This window comes from Hydrogenovibrio sp. 3SP14C1, assembly GCF_029625905.1.
Taxonomy (GTDB): Bacteria; Pseudomonadota; Gammaproteobacteria; order Thiomicrospirales; family Thiomicrospiraceae; genus Hydrogenovibrio.
In genome coordinates this window covers 1-280 of the sequence record NZ_JARTLM010000075.1, presented here as the reverse complement: position 1 = coordinate 280, position 280 = coordinate 1, and the positions used below count along the sequence as shown (strand labels likewise).

At 45.7% G+C, this 280-nt stretch carries 1 protein-coding gene; it reads left to right on the top strand.

Features of this window, described 5'->3' with window-relative positions; all coding sequences use genetic code 11:
• Positions 1–11: 11 nt before the first annotated feature.
• On the top strand, positions 12–280 hold a 269-nt coding region (locus tag P8629_RS11695), incomplete at its 3' end, for a hypothetical protein (RefSeq protein WP_442908704.1).

Here is a 280-nt window from a genome sequence, read left to right as displayed (position 1 = left end):
CAAAACACAGTGTGGAAATTATCATCACAGTACTTGGTGGTGCCTTTAAAAAAGCGGTCTATCCATGGAAACTTATAAGGGAAAATCCGATGCAATATGTAGAGCCGCCAGTATACGATCAGCAGCATCAAGTTACCCGCAGTGATATGGGAATCATCTCTGTTGATCAGTATGACCAAATACTGAAACGCACCCCTCCTGCTGACCCCTTCCACATTCCCCTCGTCATAGGAATGCATACCGGCCTAAGACGTGGTGAAGTTTGTGCGTTAACTTGGTC